The 12,760-nt window shown below is 72.4% G+C and carries 12 protein-coding genes; 6 read left to right on the top strand and 6 right to left on the bottom strand.

Annotation, left to right across the window (positions count from 1 at the left end; genetic code table 11):
• Positions 1–230: 230 nt before the first annotated feature.
• Genes ACFXJ5_RS02905 through ACFXJ5_RS02890 form a run of 4 tightly spaced genes read left to right on the top strand, consistent with a single transcriptional unit; the run spans position 231 to position 4,534 of the window.
• The gene (locus tag ACFXJ5_RS02905; RefSeq protein WP_384625889.1) at positions 231–1,082 is read left to right on the top strand and encodes a menaquinone biosynthetic enzyme MqnA/MqnD family protein; all 852 of its coding nucleotides are present in this window, start codon (positions 231–233) and stop codon (positions 1,080–1,082) included.
• Positions 1,082–2,635: a serine/threonine-protein kinase gene (locus ACFXJ5_RS02900; protein ID WP_384625886.1), complete on the top strand. Its 1,554-nt coding sequence runs from the start codon at positions 1,082–1,084 to the stop codon at positions 2,633–2,635. Before ACFXJ5_RS02905 ends, ACFXJ5_RS02900 begins: the two co-directional genes overlap by 1 nt.
• A gap of 52 nt (positions 2,636–2,687) precedes the next feature.
• Complete coding sequence (gene mqnC / locus ACFXJ5_RS02895; RefSeq protein WP_384625884.1) at positions 2,688–3,887, top strand: cyclic dehypoxanthinyl futalosine synthase; 1,200 nt, start codon at positions 2,688–2,690, stop codon at positions 3,885–3,887.
• Positions 3,887–4,534, top strand: a complete 648-nt coding sequence (locus tag ACFXJ5_RS02890) for an imidazolonepropionase-like domain-containing protein (RefSeq protein ID WP_384625883.1) — start codon at positions 3,887–3,889, stop codon at positions 4,532–4,534. Before mqnC ends, ACFXJ5_RS02890 begins: the two co-directional genes overlap by 1 nt.
• A 45-nt stretch (positions 4,535–4,579) precedes the next feature.
• Here ACFXJ5_RS02890 and ACFXJ5_RS02885 read toward each other — a convergent pair whose 3' ends face one another.
• Positions 4,580–4,789: a hypothetical protein gene (locus ACFXJ5_RS02885; protein WP_384625880.1), complete on the bottom strand. Its 210-nt coding sequence runs from the start codon at positions 4,787–4,789 to the stop codon at positions 4,580–4,582.
• A 72-nt stretch (positions 4,790–4,861) separates the two neighbouring features.
• Between ACFXJ5_RS02885 and ACFXJ5_RS02880 the strand changes: the two genes are divergently transcribed.
• Positions 4,862–5,554 carry a demethylmenaquinone methyltransferase gene (locus ACFXJ5_RS02880; RefSeq protein ID WP_127361483.1) on the top strand — a complete coding sequence of 231 codons (693 nt, stop codon included), beginning with the start codon at positions 4,862–4,864 and terminating at the stop codon, positions 5,552–5,554.
• Positions 5,555–5,612: 58 nt separating this feature from the next.
• Positions 5,613–6,899, top strand: coding sequence for a geranylgeranyl reductase family protein (locus tag ACFXJ5_RS02875; RefSeq protein WP_384625877.1), 1,287 nt, complete (start codon positions 5,613–5,615; stop codon positions 6,897–6,899).
• Here ACFXJ5_RS02875 and ACFXJ5_RS02870 read toward each other — a convergent pair.
• The 5 genes from ACFXJ5_RS02870 to ACFXJ5_RS02850 are packed head-to-tail and all read right to left on the bottom strand — an operon-like array spanning position 6,865 to position 12,703.
• A complete protein-coding gene (locus ACFXJ5_RS02870; protein ID WP_384625875.1) occupies positions 6,865–8,118 on the bottom strand; it encodes a condensation domain-containing protein in 1,254 nt (417 codons plus the stop codon). The two genes, ACFXJ5_RS02875 and ACFXJ5_RS02870, sit on opposite strands and share 35 nt — an antisense overlap.
• Before the next feature lie 12 nt (positions 8,119–8,130).
• Positions 8,131–9,036 carry an NAD-dependent epimerase/dehydratase family protein gene (locus ACFXJ5_RS02865; RefSeq protein ID WP_384625872.1) on the bottom strand — a complete coding sequence of 302 codons (906 nt, stop codon included), beginning with the start codon at positions 9,034–9,036 and terminating at the stop codon, positions 8,131–8,133.
• Positions 9,037–9,046: 10 nt separating this feature from the next.
• A complete protein-coding gene (locus tag ACFXJ5_RS02860; protein WP_384625869.1) occupies positions 9,047–10,231 on the bottom strand; it encodes a GNAT family N-acetyltransferase in 1,185 nt (394 codons plus the stop codon).
• A complete protein-coding gene (locus tag ACFXJ5_RS02855) occupies positions 10,228–11,439 on the bottom strand; it encodes an aminotransferase class I/II-fold pyridoxal phosphate-dependent enzyme (RefSeq protein WP_384625866.1) in 1,212 nt (403 codons plus the stop codon). The genes ACFXJ5_RS02860 and ACFXJ5_RS02855 overlap by 4 nt, the downstream gene beginning before the upstream one ends.
• Positions 11,440–11,458: 19 nt before the next feature.
• Positions 11,459–12,703 (bottom strand): cytochrome P450, encoded by a 1,245-nt coding sequence (locus tag ACFXJ5_RS02850; protein WP_384625863.1) that lies wholly within the window; start codon positions 12,701–12,703, stop codon positions 11,459–11,461.
• Positions 12,704–12,760: the final 57 nt, after the last annotated feature.

Genomic DNA, 12,760 nt, shown 5'->3' with positions numbered 1-12,760 from the left:
AAACTACAAAAGCCTGCGGGTTACATGCTCCGCAGGCTCTGTACTGCAAGGGAAACCAAACTGCAACTTGCGATGACAGTAGCACGCAGGATCAGCGCCGGGGAAGACCAACAAGATCGGATTTCTGAGCGGGTGTCGCGGCAGTAACGATCACTTCGCGCGGGGGTTGCGAGGCGGTGTCGCGAGGCCCCCGCCGCAAGATCCACGAGTGCCGGGACTAGCCTCCTGATGTGGATAAATCTGCGCCTTATGCCGCCGGCCGACCCACCCGCCCCCGAGTCGGGCACATCCAGTTCCTGAACTGCGTCCCCCTTTATTGGGGCCTCGCCCGGACGGGTGCCCTGCTCGACCTGGAGTTGACCAAGGACACCCCGGAGAAGCTCAGCGCCCAGCTGGTCCGGGGCGACCTGGACATCGGGCCGATCACCCTCATGGAATACCTCAAGCACTCCGACGAGCTGATCGCCCTCCCCGACATCGCCGTCGGCTGCGACGGTCCCGTCATGTCCTGCGTGATCGTCAGCCAGGTCCCCCTCGACCGGCTCGACGGCGCCCGGGTCGCCCTCGGTTCCACCAGCCGTACGTCCGTACGCCTCGCCGAGCTGCTGCTCGCCGACCGCTACGGCGTCGCCCCGGAGTACTACACCTGCCCGCCCGACCTCGGCCTGATGATGCGTGAGGCCCAGGCAGCCGTCCTGATCGGCGACGCGGCACTGCGCGCCTACCTGCACGACGGGCCGCAGCTCGGCCTGGAGGTCCACGACCTCGGCCTGATGTGGAAGGAGTGGACAGGGCTGCCCTTCGTCTTCGCCGTCTGGGCCGCCCGCCGCGACTTCCTGGCCCGCGAGCCGGAGACCGTGGCCCAGGTCCACCAGGCCTTCCTGGCCTCGCGAGACCTCTCGCTGGAGGAGGTCCCCAAGGTCGCCGAGCAGGCCGCCCGCTGGGAGACCTTCGACTCCGACACCCTCCAGCGCTACTTCACCACCCTCGACTTCTCCCTCGGCGCCGAGCAGCTCACCGGTATCGCCGAATTCGCCCGACGCGTCGGCTTCCCGCCGGAGGCGAGGGTAGAACTGCTGTAATGCAGCCACTGGAAGCGAACGACCCGGCCATCATCGGCACCTATCGGTTACTGGGGCGGCTCGGCGCGGGCGGCATGGGCCGGGTGTACCTGGGCCGCAGCCCCGGCGGGCGGACCGTGGCGGTCAAGGTCGTACGCTCCGAACTCGCCGACGACGCCGAGTTCCGTACGAGGTTCCGGCGCGAGGTCGACGCGGCCCGAAGAGTCGGCGGCGCCTGGAGCGCCCCCGTGCTCGACGCCGACACCGAGTCGCCGGTGCCCTGGATCGCCACCGGGTACGTGGCCGGCCCCGCGCTGTCCGACGCGGTGGCCGGGTTCGGACCCCTGCCGGAGGCCGGGGCGCGGGCACTGGGCGCCGGGCTGGCCGAGACGCTGGCCCATGTGCACGGCCTCGGGCTGATCCACCGCGACCTCAAGCCCGCCAACGTACTCCTCGCCCTCGACGGGCCCCGCCTGATCGACTTCGGCATCGCCCGCGCCATGGACGCCACGGCGGCAAGCGCCACCGGCACCGGGGTCGTGGTCGGTTCGCCCGGCTACATGTCCCCCGAGCAGGTCCTCGCCCGGCCGATCGGGCCGCCGTCCGACGTCTTCGCGCTGGGCGCGGTGCTGGCGTACGCGACCACCGGACGCGGGCCCTTCCGGGGGGACAGCGCGGCCGTGCTCCTCTACAAGGTCGCCCACGAGGAACCCGAGCTGGACGGCATGCCCGCCGGCCTGCGCGAGGTCGCCGAGGCCTGCCTCGCGAAGGACCCGGCGGCACGGCCGAGCCCCGCCGAGGTCGCGCGCCGGCTCGCGCCGGGTGGCGCCTCCGCACTCGTACGGCAGGGCTGGCTGCCGCCCGCCCTCACCGGGCAACTGGCCGCCCGGGCGGTCGAACTGCTCAACCTGGAGGCCGCGGCGCCGCAGGACGCGGCACCGGCCGGCTTCGGGCCGGCGCCCAGCGACTACGTACCGCTGGTGCGGGGTCCGGAGCCGGAGCCGGAGCCGGAGCCGGAGAAGCCCGGGCGGAGGCGGACCGCCGTCGCGGCGGCCGTGCTGGTGACGCTGGCGGTGGCCGCGGGGCTCGCGGTCTGGCTGCTGCCGCACGAGGGCAAGGGCAGTGGCCCGGTGGCGGCGACCGGGTCGGCCACGGCCACGGCAACGGCAACGGGCACGGCAACGGGCACGGGCACGGGCACGCCGGCATCCGTACCGGCCGCCTTCGTCGGCCGCTGGAAGGGCGACACGACGACCTCGAACCTCGGGGCGCCCGGCACCTTGGACATCACCATCAAGGACGGCCGGGTCGGGGCGGTCGTCGGCCGTGACCACAGCGTTCTGGACTTTCTGGGCACCACCTACGACTGCAGCGGCGACTGGAAGCTCTCCAAGGTCACGGCCAAGGAGATCGTCCTCGACACCAGCGGCGGCACCAATCCGCACCCCGGAATCTGCTCCGACGGCTCCAACAACGAACGCTTCATCCTCAATTCCGACGGCACCCTGCACTACAAATCCGGCGACAGCCTGGCCGGCAAGCCCGAAGGCGACCTCACCAAGTCGGGCGGCTGACCCCCTGGCGTAGGCTGAGCAGGTCCGTCAAACCCTCCGGAAGGGATGCCCGGTGCCCGAGACCGCCGATCTTCAGTCCGTTCTCGACCGTGCTGCAGCGGGCGGCCGCATCACCCCGGAGGAGGCCCTCGGCCTCTACCGGTCCGCGCCCCTCCACGCACTCGGCTCGGCCGCCGACGCCGTTCGCCGCCGCCGCTACGCCGGCACCGAGCACATCGCGACGTACATCATCGAGCGGAACATCAACTACACGAACGTGTGCGTCACCGCGTGCAAGTTCTGCGCCTTCTACGCCGCCCCGAAGGACACCGACAAGGGCTGGACCCGCGACCTCGACGACATCCTGCGCCGCTGCGCCGAGACCGTCGAACTCGGCGGCACCCAGATCATGTTCCAGGGCGGCCACCACCCGGACTACGGCGTCGAGTACTACGAGAAGCACTTCAGCGCCATCAAGCAGGCCTACCCGCAGCTGGTCATCCACTCCCTCGGCGCGTCCGAGGTCGAGCACATGGCCCGTATCTCGGGGGTCACCGTCGAGGAGGCCATCAGCCGCATCCACGCGGCCGGCCTGGACTCCTTCGCGGGCGCTGGCGCCGAGTTGCTGCCGGAGCGGCCCCGCAAGGCGATCGCCCCGCTGAAGGAGAGCGGCGAACGCTGGCTGGAGATCATGGAGACCGCGCACGGGCTGGGTGTGGAGTCCACCTCCACCATGCTCATGGGCACCGGCGAGACCAACGCCGAGCGCATCGAGCACCTGCGCATGATCCGCGACGTCCAGGACCGTACGGGCGGCTTCCGCGCCTTCATCCCGTACACCTACCAGCCCGAGAACAACCACCTGAAGGGCCAGACGCAGGCCACGATCTTCGAGTACCTGCGCCTGATCGCGGTCGCCCGGCTCTTCCTCGACAACGTCGCCCACATCCAGGGCTCCTGGCTCACCGTCGGCAAGGAGGCCGGCCAGCTGTCGCTGCACTACGGCGCCGACGACCTCGGCTCGGTGATGCTGGAGGAGAACGTGGTCTCCTCGGCCGGCGCCAAGCACCGCTCCAACCGCATGGAGCTGATCCACCTCATCCGGACCGCCGGCCGCGTCCCGGCGCAGCGTGCGACCACCTACGAGCACCTCGTCGTCCACGACGACCCGGCGAACGACCCGGTCAACGACCACGTCGTCTCCCACCTCTCCTCCACCGCCATCGCGGGCGGCACCGCCCACCCCGAGCTGAAGCTCATCGACGCGTCCTGATGCTCACGCTGCACGCCGCGCCACTGGTCCTGCCGGTCGGCGCGGCGCCCGTCCCGGACGGCGCGGTCGCGGTCGAGGGGGACCGCATCGCGGCCATCGGCCCGTACGAGCAGCTGGCGTCGGCGTATCCGGGCGCCCGGGTCCGGCGCTGGCCGGGGGTGATCACGCCGGGGCTGCGGCAATGGCACGGCACCTGGCTGCTGACACGTACGTATCACCCGGACCCGCGTGAGGCGGCGGAACTGGGCGAGGAGCCGATCGACGGCGAGGGCCTGGCCGCGCTGGAGATGACCGACGCCCGCTGGGGCTCGAGCGCCCGCCGGGGGCTTCAGCGGATGCTGCGCTACGGGACCACGGCGGTGGCGGCCGGGCCCATCAGCAATCCGGCGGTGCGGGCCGCGGTGGCCCGATCCGGACTGACCGTCGTCTCCGCGCTGCAGGCGCCGGGCATCATTCCCGAGGTCTCCCTCGACCCCTTCGTCAACGCCCACGACCTGGCGGGCGCCGTCGCGGCGCCGCTGGCCGTCGGCGCGCGTGCCGACCTCGCTGCCTTCGACGTGCCGGACGAGGCCGCGCTGACGGCGAAGGGCGCGGCGAGTTGCGTGGCCACGGTCCTCGCCGGACGGCTGGTGCACCGGCGGGCGTAGAACCGCTCGCGGGTCAGGCCGCTCGCGGGTCAGGCCGCTCGCGGGTCAGGGCCCGGTCACGATGCAGGAGTAAGCGACGACGCCGTTCTCGTTGGGCGTGGGGAGCGGGGAGGGCGTCGGGCACCGCTCCCAGGTGGCGCGCCCCGGCTCGTCCGCCGCTTCGGAGGAGGTGTTGAGCCACTGCGTCAGGGCCGCCCCCAGCACGACGAGAAGCAGCCAGCCGCCGACCAGATACCGCTTCGCTCGTAAGGACACGCCCAGATGGTATTGGGCACCGACACGACCCCTGCGGCGGGGGCCCGGGCGGGCGGGGTCCAGAATGGGGGCGTGACCCGAGCATCCCTGGACAAGCAGCCGCACGAAGTCGCCGCGATGTTCGACGACGTCGCGGCCAACTACGACCTGACCAACGACGTGCTGTCGCTCGGCCAGGACCGCCGCTGGCGCAAGGCGGTGGCCCAGGCCCTGGACGTACGCCCGGGGGAGCGCGTCCTGGACCTCGGGGCGGGCACCGGGACGTCGTCCCTGCCGTTCGCCGCCGCCGGGGCGAAGGTCGTGCCGTGCGACTTCTCCCTCGGGATGCTGCGGGAGGGCAAGAAGCGCAACCCCTTCCTCCCGCTGACCGCCGGTGACGCGACCCGGCTGCCCTTCGCGGACGGGGTCTTCGACGCCGTCACCATCTCCTTCGCGCTGCGCAACGTCCACGACACGGACGCCGCGCTCCGCGAGATGTTCCGGGTCGCCAAGCCGGGCGGCCGGGTCGTCATCTGCGAGTTCAGCCACCCCACCTGGGCGCCCTTCCGCACCGTCTACACGGAATACCTCATGCGTGCCCTGCCGCCGGTCGCGACCGCGGTCAGCAGCAGCCCGGACGCGTACGTCTATCTCGCCGAGTCCATCCGCGCCTGGCCCGATCAGCCCGCGCTCGCCGCGAAGCTGCAGAAGGCCGGCTGGGCGAAGGTCGCCTGGCGCAATCTGACCGGCGGCATCGTCGCCCTGCACCGCGCCACCAAGCCGTAGTCCGCGTCCGACTTCGACTCTCCGCAGTCCGACTCTTACGAAACGGGAGATCCCGACCGTGACAGAAGCCGTCGCTTCCGAACGCAGCGCCGATGTGATCGTCGTAGGGGCCGGTCCCGCCGGTTCGACCACGGCGTACTACCTGGCCAAGGCCGGGCTTGACGTCCTGCTCCTGGAGAAGACCACCTTCCCGCGCGAGAAGGTCTGCGGCGACGGGCTGACCCCGCGCGCGACCAAGCAACTGGTCGGCATGGGCATCGACATCTCCGAAGAGGCGGGCTGGCTGCGCAACAAGGGCCTGCGCATCATCGCCGGCGGCGTCCGCCTCCAGCTCGACTGGCCGGAACTCGCCTCCTTCCCGGACTACGGACTCGTACGCAAGCGCGAGGACTTCGACGAAGTCCTGGCCCGCCAGGCCGAGAAGGCCGGCGCCCGCCTCTATGAGCGCTGCAATGTCGGCGCCCCGATCCGCGACGAGCGGACCGGCAAGATCACCGGCGTCGAGGCGAAGCTCGGCGAGGAGAAGACCCCCGTCACCTTCCACGCCCCTCTGGTGGTGGCCGCCGACGGCAACTCCACCCGGCTGTCGCTCGCCATGGGCCTGCACCGGCGTGAGGACCGCCCGATGGGCGTCGCCGTACGGACGTACTTCACGTCGCCGCGCCACGACGACGACTACCTGGAGTCCTGGCTGGAGCTGTGGGACAAGCGCGGCCCCGAGGACCGGCTGCTGCCCGGCTACGGCTGGATCTTCGGCATGGGCGACGGCACGTCGAACGTCGGGCTCGGCATCCTCAACTCGTCCTCCGCCTTCAAGGAACTGGACTGGCGCGAGGTCCTCAAGTCCTGGTGCGCGTCCATGCCCGAGGACTGGGGCTACACCGACGACAACCAGATCGGCCCCATCCGGGGCGCGGCGCTGCCGATGGCCTTCAACCGCCAGCCGCACTACACCAGGGGCCTGCTGCTTGTGGGTGACGCCGGCGGCCTCGTCAACCCGTTCAACGGCGAGGGCATCGCCTACGCGATGGAATCCGGCCACATCGCCGCGGACGTGATCGTGCAGGCCCACGCCCGCCAGACGCCCGGGCAGCGCGAACTCGCCCTCCAGGCCTACCCGCGCATCCTCAAGGACACCTACGGCGGCTACTACACGCTCGGCCGTGCCTTCGTGAAGATGATCGGGAACCCCAAGGTCATGAAGATCGCGACCCAGCGCGGCCTGACCCACCCCATGCTGATGAAGTTCACGCTCAAGCTGCTCGCCAACCTCACCGACCCGGTCGGTGGCGACGCGATGGACCGCGTGATCAACGGACTGACAAAGGTCGCTCCGCGTTCGTGAGATGAGACATGGCGCGGTCGCAGAGCTTTGCGCTGCGGCCGTCGTCCGTCGAGGTGACGGTGAAGAAGAGCCGTGCGTCGTGGCCTACGACGAACACCAGGGGCGTGCCGGACAGGCTCGTGTGGGCGGCCGGGTAGAGGGCGTCGAGGCGCAGTGGTCCGTAGTCGGCCGGGACCGACGACGGGCGCATGTTGCTGATGGAGACGTCGAAGAGGCTCTGCCGGCGCTCGCTGCGCAGCAGCAGTGAACTGACGGCCGCGCGGGGGAGGAACGGGAGCAGACGCAGGACCCGGACCAGCGGGACGAGTTCTTCGGGGCGCAGGCGGTGGTGGAGGTCGGCTCTGACACTTCGGGCCACCTCCCAGAAGTCGTCGGGGCTGTTTCCGTCGACCTCCGTCAGGAGGGTGGCCGCGTAGAGGCCGACGGCCTCGCCGGGGGACGGGTCCAGCAGCCGTCGCAGGTCCGCCGGTACGGCGATGGCGGCCGGGGCCGCCGGGTGGCCGAGGTCGGCGAGGGCTCGGGCGAAGGCGGTGCTCAGCGCGGCCTGGAGCGTGGCGCCCTCGGCCCGGCAGCGGGCGAGGAGAGCCGAGGTGGCGGCAGCGTCGAGGGACCAGATGGCGTGGCGGAGCGGGCCGCCCCCCGGGTGCGGCGGGCGGCTCTTGCCGCGCAGGTCGCGGGCCATCCTGCGCAGGTCGGCCGGATCGACGCGGCGGCCGGGGAGCAGGTCGTCGGCGGGAGCCGCCAGGACGGGGGACATGTCGGCCGCCGGGTCGGCGAGGAGGCGCAGCAGATCCCGCAGGACGACGCACATCGACAGGCCGTCGGCGACGAGGTGGTGGTAGACCCCCACCAGGTCGAAGGAGTCGCCGGCGTCGACCATGACGAAGCGGGCCAGCGGCCCGGTGCCGGCGTCGAAGGGGCGCTGCAACTCCTCCTCGACGATCTCGGCGGTACGGCCGAAGTGGTCCGGGGCGGTCACCCTGACCACCCGCAGATCCGGGTCCGGCACCCCGTCCGTGGTGAGCCGGGCCTGCCAGGGACCGGCGTCGGCGATGCGCGCGGCGAGCAGGGGGTGCCGACGGCGGACGGCGGACAGGGCCGCGCGCAGCAGATTGGGCGTGGTCCGGCCGTGGATGCGGCCGGTGAGCGCGATGGTGACGGGCAGCACCTCGCCGGCCGCCCACACGAAGCGCTCGGTCGGTGACAGTCGGCGGCGCATGCTGTTGCTCCTCTACGCAGTGAGGGCTGCCCGCAGTCCATCGGGCAGGGTGATCTCCGGGGTGAACGGCAGCCGGCCCGGCGCGGTGGTCCAGGCGGGGTGCAGTGCCTCGGCGACCTTGTCCGGGTTGAGGACGGACCCCCGGCCGAACACCCGTGCCGCCGCCACCGCCACGCCCCCCGGGATGTGGACCACCCGGGGCGCCCGCCGCCCCAGCACCGCGGCGACCGCTGCACCGATGTCGGCCCAGAGGTGCTCGGTGCCGTCGCTGACGTGGTAAATCGCGCCGGGAGCACCGGAGTCGGCGGCGGTGAGCAGGGCGCGGCACAGGTCGTCCACGTGGATCAGCGAGTAGTGGCGCGGCCCGGGCCGGCCGATGGCGGGCAGCAGCCCGGTGCGCACCGCCGTCACCAGGCGGGGGAGGAACTCGTGGTCCCCGGGGCCGTAGACGATCGGCGGCCGGACGATCACGCCGGGCACGCGGTGGGCGACCTCGCGCAGTGCGTGTTCGCCGCCGAGCTTGCTGCAGCCGTACGCGGAGACCGGCGCGGGCTCCTCCTCCTCGCGGCGCTGCCGACCGGGGCCGGCGGCGGCGAGGGAGGAGCAGTGGACCAGACGCGGCGGTTCCGGCAGGGCGGCGAGGGCGGCGCAGAGCCGTCGGGTGCCTTCGGCGTTGACCCGGTCGTAAAGGTGTCGGCTCGGCGCCTTGGTGACCCCGGCGAGGTGGATGACCCGGTCGGCACCCTGGACGGCGGCGAGCAGCCCGGCGCCGCTGGCGAGGTCGCCGTAGGCGGTCCGCACGCCGGGGAGGGCCGGGCCGGCGCGTACCAGAGCGGTGACGTCGTGGCCGCCGTCGGCGAGGTGGCGCAGCATTCTTCGGCCGATGAAGCCGGTCGCGCCGGTGACGAGATACCTCATGGGGTGCACCTCATGAGGAAGCGCGCTCGTAGAGGCGGTGGGTGCGGAAGAGGATGCCGCCGACGGCTTTGGCGTAGCGGTTGGCGTCGCGGTTGTCCTCCAGGATCCAGGAGAGCTCGCTCTCGGTGTAGCCGAGGCGGAAGGCCGCGCGCTGGGTCTGGAGATACAGGGCGGCGGCCAGGCCGCGGTTGCGGTGCTCCTTCCTGATGCCGGAGGTGATGGCGCGGGTGCGGTTGATATGGCAGGCGGCCCGGCTGATGCGGATCAGCCCGATGGGCAGGCCGCAGGTGGTGAGCCGGCCGCGGGCGGCGCGGAGGGCCTGGTTGGTGTCGGGCAGCCAGAGGGTGAAGGCGACGGGCTCGTCGTGGACCTCGGCGATCTGGAGCAGCTCGGGCTTCAGGATGGGCTTCAACTGCTGGACCGAGTGGTCGAATTCGGCGTCGGTCATGGGGACGGCGGCGTAGTTCTCGGCCCAGGCGTCGTTGTAGATGGCCTTGACGGCCGCCAGGTCGGCGTCGAAGTGCGCCATGTCGAGCGGCCGGATCCGGACGCCGGGGGCGGCCAGGGCGCGTTCGGCGACGCGGCGGATGACGGCCGGGGGCTCGCCGTCGGAGGGCATGGGGATCCGCCAGGAGACCAGGTCCTTGGCCTTGGTGAAGCCGCAGCCTTCGAGCAGCGCCGGATAGTACGGCGGGTTGTACGGCATCATCATCGTCGGCGGGCCGTCGAAGCCGTCCACCAGCACTCCGCACTCGTCGTTCGTGGAGAAGCTGAGCGGGCCGAGCATCCGGCTCAGGCCCCGCTCGGACAGCCAGCCGGCCGCGGCGTCGAGGAGCGCGGCGGCGGCCGCGGCGTCGTCGGCGCACTCGAAGAGCCCGAAGTGGCCGCACGTGGGGTCGTGGCGCTCCTTGAAGCGGGGGTCGACGACGGCGGCGATCCGGCCGACGACCGCGCCGCCGCGCCGGGCCAGGAAGAGCTGGACCGTACCCACCTGGTGGAAGGGGTTCCGGCCTGGGTCGAGGAAGGCGCGCTGCTCCCGCTCCAACGGGGCGACCCAGTGCGGGTCGTCACGGTGGAGCGCGTACGGGAGGCGGACGAAGGCGGTGGTGTCGGCGCGGCCCCGGACGGTGGTGACGGTGACGGGCGCGATGGTGAGGGCCGCACCGGTGACGGGCGTGCCGGTGATCGCGGTCATCGGGCACCCACCGTTTCCCGTTCCCGCAGGCCGAGTCGGTGACCGGCGGCGGCGAAGGCGTCGAGGATGCGGGCGATGTGGTCGTCGGTGTGGGTGGCCTGCAGGGACAGCCGGATCAGCGCCCGGCCCATCGGCACGGCGGGGGCGACCACGGCATGGGTGAACACGCCCTCGTCCAGCACCTCCTTCCACATCCGCCCGCACAACTCGGCGTCACCGATGTGCACGGGGACGATCGGGGTGACGGACTCGCCCGCGCCCCCGGTGTCGAAGCCCAGCGCCCGCAGGCCGGCCTCCAGTCGCCTCGCCAGCTCGAACACCCGCGTACGGCGTTCGGGTTCGCGCTCGATGATGTCCAGCGCGGCGAGCGCGGCGGCGACCGTGGCCGGCGGCATCGAGGCGGTGAAGATGACCGGCCTGGCGCTGTAGCGCAGGTAGCCGATGATGTCGGCCGGGCCGGCGAGCACGCCGCCGACCGAGCCGAAGCACTTCGACAGGGTGCCGGTGTACAGGTCCACGGCATCCGGCAGCCCGAAGTGCTCGGCCACGCCCCGGCCGTGGGCGCCGAGCAGCCCGATGTCGTGAGCGCCGTCGACCACCAGCCGGGCGCCGTGGAGCCGGGCGAGCGCGGTGAGTTCGGGCAGCCGGCACAGGTCGCCCTCCATGGAGAACAGCCCGTCCGTGACGATGACTTTCGCGGCGCCGGGGTCGGCCGCGGTGAGCTGCCGCTCCAGATCGGTCATGTCGGAGTGCCGGTACAGCCGCTTCTCGGCGGCGCCGAGCCGGATGGCGTCCACCATCGAGGCGTGGTTTGCCATGTCGCTGAAGACGAGGTCGCCCCTGCCGAACAGCGGGGTGAGCGCCAGGTTCGCCTGGAAGCCGGTCGTGGTCACGATTGCCGCCTCGCGGCCGAGGAACGCGGCGAGCCTGGCCTCCAGCTCCTCGTGCAGCGGCAGCGTCCCGCACACCAGACGGCTCCCGGAGCACGAGGTGCCGTACCGGTCCAGCGCCCTGGCGGCGGCCGCCCGCACTCTCGGGTCGCCCGACAGCCCGAGGTAGTCGTTGCAGGCGGTCATGACCACCCGTACGCCGTCGACCAGGACCTCCCCGTCCCCGGCGGCCGCCATGGGGCGGTAGAACGGCCGTGGACCGGCCTCCGTCATGGCCCGGGCGAACGGCGGCAGGTGTTTGGCGAAGATGTCCGCCATGGTTTCTCTCCTCAGATCCTCAGAGCGCGATGGGGAGGCGGGTGATGTCGGCCATGCTCGGCCCGGGCTGCCGTACCGGTGGCGCGGCGAGCCGGGCGCCCGGAAGTTCGCGGGCGAAGCCCCGCACGAAAGCGGTGGCCTGGGCACGGGCGAGCAGGGCGCCCAGGCAGTAGTGCAGCCCTGAGCCGTAGGCCAGCAGCCGTTGCGGGGGACGGCCGGGATCGAAGGTGTGCGGGTCCGCGAAGAGCTCCGGGTCGCGGTGCGCGGCCCCGATGAGGGCGTGGACGATCTGGCCCTCGGGCAGCGGCCGCCCGGCGATTTCCGTGTCGGCACCGGCGACCCGGGTCACCACCCGGCCCGGTGGATCCCAGCGCAGCATCTCGTCGACGAGCCGGTCGGCGAAGTCCGGCTCGCGGCAGATCCTCGCCGCGAGGTCCGGGAGGGTCGCCAGGGCCTGCGCCAGGCCGGCCAGCAGTGCGGCGGTGGTGGGCACCCCCGCCGAGAACAGCGTCAGCAGCAGATAGCGCGCCCCCTCCGGATCCTCGGCCGCCCAGCGGGACAGCAGGTCGCCGGTGGGCCGGAGCCGGCGGTCGGCCAGGATCCGGTCGTAGCAGGCCAGTTGGGCCTCGGCGGCCTGGTCGGCCCGGCGTACGACACTTGGCGGGCTGGCAAGCTCCTCGACGCGGACCATGGCCAGGCTCTCGGCGGTCAGCCATGCCTGGTCGACCTCCGCGGGCAGCCCGAGCAGCCCGGCGAGCACGGCGGTCGGCAGCGGACGGCAGACCGCTTCCACGATGTCGGCGGAGCCCTCCCGGCGGACCCGGGTCGCGAACTCGCGCACGTACTGGTCGGCCAGCGGCTCCACGACGGACGCCGCCAGGTCCGCCACCACCCGGGGGGTGAGCGCCGCCGCCAGCGGGCGGCGCCGCGCGGTGTGCTCGGGCGGATCCTGCTGCAGGGGCGTCTCGCAGAGCCCTGCCGTGCTCGGGCTGTCGCGCCAGCCCGGCCGGTGCCGGTCGCGCCAGGAGGCGCTGAGCGTGCGCCAGTTCCGGTCGGCGAGCACCTGTCGGCAGTCGTCGTAACCGGTGACGAGCAGGGCGCGCCAAGGGGTGGACACCAACGGTCCCGCGGCGCGCAGCTCGTCGTAGACGACGGCCAGATCCCGCGGGTCCGAGGCATGGCGCCACCGTCGTACGAGGCCGGCGGAGGCGCGGGCGTCCAGAGTCGGGGCACTCGGGATACTCAGCAAAAGCTTCTGACTCATCTGTCGTCGGAACGGGCTTCGGCCTGAAGTCGGATATGGAAGCCTGCTCCGCCGACC

This window comes from Streptomyces sp. NPDC059373 (assembly GCF_042751495.1).
Lineage (GTDB): Bacteria > Actinomycetota > Actinomycetes > Streptomycetales > Streptomycetaceae > Actinacidiphila.
Note: the sequence above shows the minus strand (reverse complement) of the source record. Positions and strands in the feature narration are given on the sequence as shown.

Coding starts and splice junctions, on each gene's coding strand:
- ACFXJ5_RS02900 (WP_384625886.1), top strand. CDS start 1,082: ATGCAGCCACTGGAAGCGAACGACCCGGCCATCATCGGCACCTATCGG.
- ACFXJ5_RS02890 (WP_384625883.1), top strand. CDS start 3,887: ATGCTCACGCTGCACGCCGCGCCACTGGTCCTGCCGGTCGGCGCGGCG.
- ACFXJ5_RS02870 (WP_384625875.1), bottom strand. CDS start 8,118: ATGCGCCGCCGACTGTCACCGACCGAGCGCTTCGTGTGGGCGGCCGGC.
- ACFXJ5_RS02865 (WP_384625872.1), bottom strand. CDS start 9,036: ATGAGGTATCTCGTCACCGGCGCGACCGGCTTCATCGGCCGAAGAATG.
- ACFXJ5_RS02860 (WP_384625869.1), bottom strand. CDS start 10,231: ATGACCGCGATCACCGGCACGCCCGTCACCGGTGCGGCCCTCACCATC.
- ACFXJ5_RS02855 (WP_384625866.1), bottom strand. CDS start 11,439: ATGGCGGACATCTTCGCCAAACACCTGCCGCCGTTCGCCCGGGCCATG.
- ACFXJ5_RS02850 (WP_384625863.1), bottom strand. CDS start 12,703: ATGAGTCAGAAGCTTTTGCTGAGTATCCCGAGTGCCCCGACTCTGGAC.